The following is a 3,440-nucleotide window of genomic DNA, read 5'->3' as shown; positions in this document are numbered from 1 at the left end:
GCCCACCCGCAAGTCCAAGGCGGCGCCGCTGCCCACGGAGAACATCGGCATCTGCATGGTCACCGAGGTGAAGGACCGCACCTCCAACTGCGTCCTCACCCTGTCCCTGCAGGAGATTGGCCCCGGGGATCGGGCGGTGATGAAGGTGAACACGCAGCCCTCCGCCCGGCGTTGATGCACCCGGGCACGGGACCGGACGAGCCACCGCCCGGGGGAGGGAACCCCTGGGATCGGCTCGGTTGACCCCTACTGCAGGGGACGTGCCGCTTGACCACCGCCAGTCCGGTGTTTATGTGTCCCGCCCCTCGCCGTCGGACCCATCTTCTATATAGGTGGGCTCAGGAGGGGGTCGGGTATGGCGGACGCGACGAACAGGTACACGGCGGAGCAACGGGCGCTTCTGGCGCTCTGGGCGGTTCCCGGGCTGGGCCCGAGGACGCTGGAGGGCCTGCGTGCCTACGCCGGGGGAAGTGTCGCTCGCCTGGCTGCCTGCCCGGTGAGGGAGTGGGTGGTCGAGGCCCCCCTGCCCACGCCGGTGCGGCGCAAGCTGGCGGAGGTGGCGGAGTTGGAGTGGCTGGCCGAGCGCGTGTTGGAGCGCTGCGCGGCGGTGGCCATGGGCGTGGCCTTCCAGGGTGAGCGGGCGTACCCGGCCCGGCTGGCGGAGACGGGGGACGCACCCCCACTCCTCTTCTACCGGGGACAGGTGGGGCCGCCGCGGCGCCGGGTGGCCATGGTGGGCAGCCGGCACCCGGACCAGGGCTTCCTTCCCTTCGCGCGGACCTTCGCCCGGCAGGTGGCGGAGGGTGGGGTGGGGGTGGTGTCGGGGGCTGCTGCGGGGGTGGATCGGGCCTGCCACTGGGGGGCGTTGGACGCGAGCGGGGAGACGTGGGCCTTCCTCGGCTCGGCGCTGGACGAGCTGGATCCCGCCCAGGCGAAGCTGCTGCCGCACTTCCTGGCTCGGGGCGGGGTGTTCTTCAGTGAGCTTCCGCCTGGGGTCCGGGCGAGCACAACGACGTTTCCCCGACGCAACCGGCTCATCGCCGGTGCATCGGACGCGGTATTGGTCCTTCGTGCCGGGGCGGCCTCTGGCAGCCTGTACACGGCGGAGGCAGGACGAGCGCAGGGACGGCCCGTGCTGGCCCTGCCCGGGGATGTGATGAACGAGGGGGCGGCCGGGTGCAACGCACTCATCCGGGACGGACAGGCCCGGGCCTGTCTCTCGGTAGAGGAAGTCTGGCGGGCGGTGGGGATTCATCCCGACCGGACCGTGCCGCCAGGGGAGGGCTGCTCGTGGGACGAGCTCTCAGCGGAAGCGAGGGGGGCCTACCAGGTGTTGGACAGGGTTCCCAGGTCATTTGATGAGGTGCTGGCCGGCAGTCGGCTCTCGCCCGGGGCGCTCACGAGCGCTCTGGTGGAGCTCGAATTGTCGGGACTCGTCATTCAGCATCCTGGAAGGTTGTACGAGAAGGTTTGAGGAGAATCATGGCGACGCGCACGAAGAAGACGGCAACGGCAGGCGAGATGGAGGTCGAGGAGACTGCGGCCCCTGAGCAGGCAGCCAAGAAGCCGGCGGCGCGCAAGAAGACGGCCGCGAAGAAGAAGACGGCCAAGAAGAAGACGGCCGCCAAGAAGACGACCGCCAAGAAGGCCGCCGCGCGCCGCAAGGGCGATGAGCTGGCCACCGTGGAGGCCTCCGCGGAGGACGCCGAGGCGTCCGAGACTCCCCGCCGTGGCAAGGGACCGCACTACCTCGTGGTGGTCGAGTCGCCCGCCAAGGCGAAGACCATCAAGAAGTATCTGGGCTCCGGCTACACGGTGAAGGCCTCGGTGGGCCACATCCTGGATCTGCCCAAGAGCAAGATGGGCGTGGACATCGAGCACGACTTCGAGCCCCAGTACGAGGTCATCAAGGGCAAGGAGAAGGTGCTCGGCGAGCTGAAGAAGGCCGCCCAGGGCGTGGACAAGGTCTTCCTCGCGACGGACCCCGACCGCGAGGGCGAGGCCATCGCCTGGCACATCCACAACCAGCTCGGCCACGACAACGCCTACCGGGTGATGTTCAACGAGATCACCAAGTCGGCCATCCAGGAGGCGATTGCCCACCCGCGCCAGCTCAGCCAGGAGAACTACGACTCCCAGCAGACGCGGCGCATCCTGGACCGGCTCGTGGGCTATCAGATCTCTCCCATCCTCTGGAAGAAGGTGCGCCGGGGCCTGTCCGCGGGTCGCGTGCAGTCGGTGGCCGTGCGCCTCGTCTGCGAGCGCGAGGGGGAGATCAAGGTCTTCGTCCCGCAGGAGTACTGGACCCTGGACGCGCTCTTCGAGGGGCCGGCCGGGCCGCCGCCCTTCAAGGCCAAGCTGTCCAAGGTGGACGGCAAGAAGGTGGAGCTGAAGGACAAGGCCACCACGGACGCGCTCGTGGCGGAGCTCCAGAGCGCCTCCTTCGTGGTGTCCAAGGTGGACAAGAAGGAGCGGCGCCGCAACGCGCCCGCTCCGTTCATCACCTCCAAGCTGCAGCAGGAGGCCGCCAACCGGCTGCACTACACCGCCAAGAAGACGATGGCGCTCGCCCAGCGGCTCTACGAGGGCGTGCCGCTCGGTGAGGAGGGCCAGACGGCGCTCATCACGTACATGCGTACGGACTCCACCCGTCTGTCGGATCAGGCGGTGGCGGGGGTGCGCGACTTCATCGGTGCCACCTTCGGCGCGGACTACCTGCCCGAGGCCCCGGTGGTGTACCGCACCAAGAAGGGCGCCCAGGACGCGCACGAGGCCATCCGCCCCACCTCGCTCGAGTACCCGCCCGAGAAGGTCAAGCCGTTCTTCGACTCGATGAACGACGACATGGCCGCGGACATGTACCGCCTCTACGAGCTCATCTGGCGGCGCTTCGTGGCCTGTCAGATGAAGCCGGCCGTGTATGACCAGACGAGCGCGGACATCTCCGCGGGCCGGGTCACCTTCCGGGCCTCGGGCTCCACGCTGAAGTTCCCCGGCTACCTGGCCGTGTACGGCGCGGGCCTCACCCCCGAGGAGGAGTCCGCCCAGGAGAAGGCGCGTGCCTCCGGCGAGGAGTCCGACGAGGACGCCGTGGGCGAACTGCCCGTGCTCGACGAGGGCAACACCCTCAGCCTGCAGAAGCTCCTCAACGAGCAGCACTTCACCCAGCCGCCTCCGCGCTTCTCCGAAGCCACCCTGGTCAAGGAACTCGAGGAGCGGGGCATCGGCCGTCCGTCCACCTACGCCGCCATCCTCTCCACCATCCAGGACAAGAAGTACGTGGAGAAGATCGAAGGGCGCTTCCGTCCCACGGACCTGGGCGTCATCTGCAACGAGCTGCTCGTCAAGCACTTCCCCCACGAGCTGGACGTCGCCTTCACCGCCGGCATGGAGGAGAAGCTCGACCTCATCTCCGAGGGCGAGGCCAACTGGAAGACCGT

The 3,440-nt window shown here is 68.7% G+C and carries 2 protein-coding genes; both read left to right on the top strand.

Translation table 11 applies throughout. The features are described from left to right. The first annotated feature begins 355 nt into the window (after positions 1 to 355). Positions 356 to 1,474 carry a DNA-processing protein DprA gene (locus tag VF697_RS10870; protein ID WP_331093994.1) on the top strand — a complete coding sequence of 373 codons (1,119 nt, stop codon included), beginning with the start codon at positions 356 to 358 and terminating at the stop codon, positions 1,472 to 1,474. Between the two features lie 8 nt (positions 1,475 to 1,482). Beyond that, positions 1,483 to 3,440: type I DNA topoisomerase (topA, locus tag VF697_RS10865; RefSeq protein WP_331093992.1), on the top strand; the 1,958-nt coding region annotated here is incomplete at its 3' end.

The sequence above is a fragment of the Archangium sp. genome (assembly GCF_036388035.1).
Classification (GTDB): Bacteria; Myxococcota; Myxococcia; order Myxococcales; family Myxococcaceae; genus Archangium.
This window is presented reverse-complemented; position numbering and strand designations above follow the sequence as displayed.

Bases quoted from the DNA above. Each gene is read 5' to 3' on its own strand.
- VF697_RS10870 (WP_331093994.1), top strand. From the start codon at position 356: ATGGCGGACGCGACGAACAGGTACACGGCGGAGCAACGGGCGCTTCTG.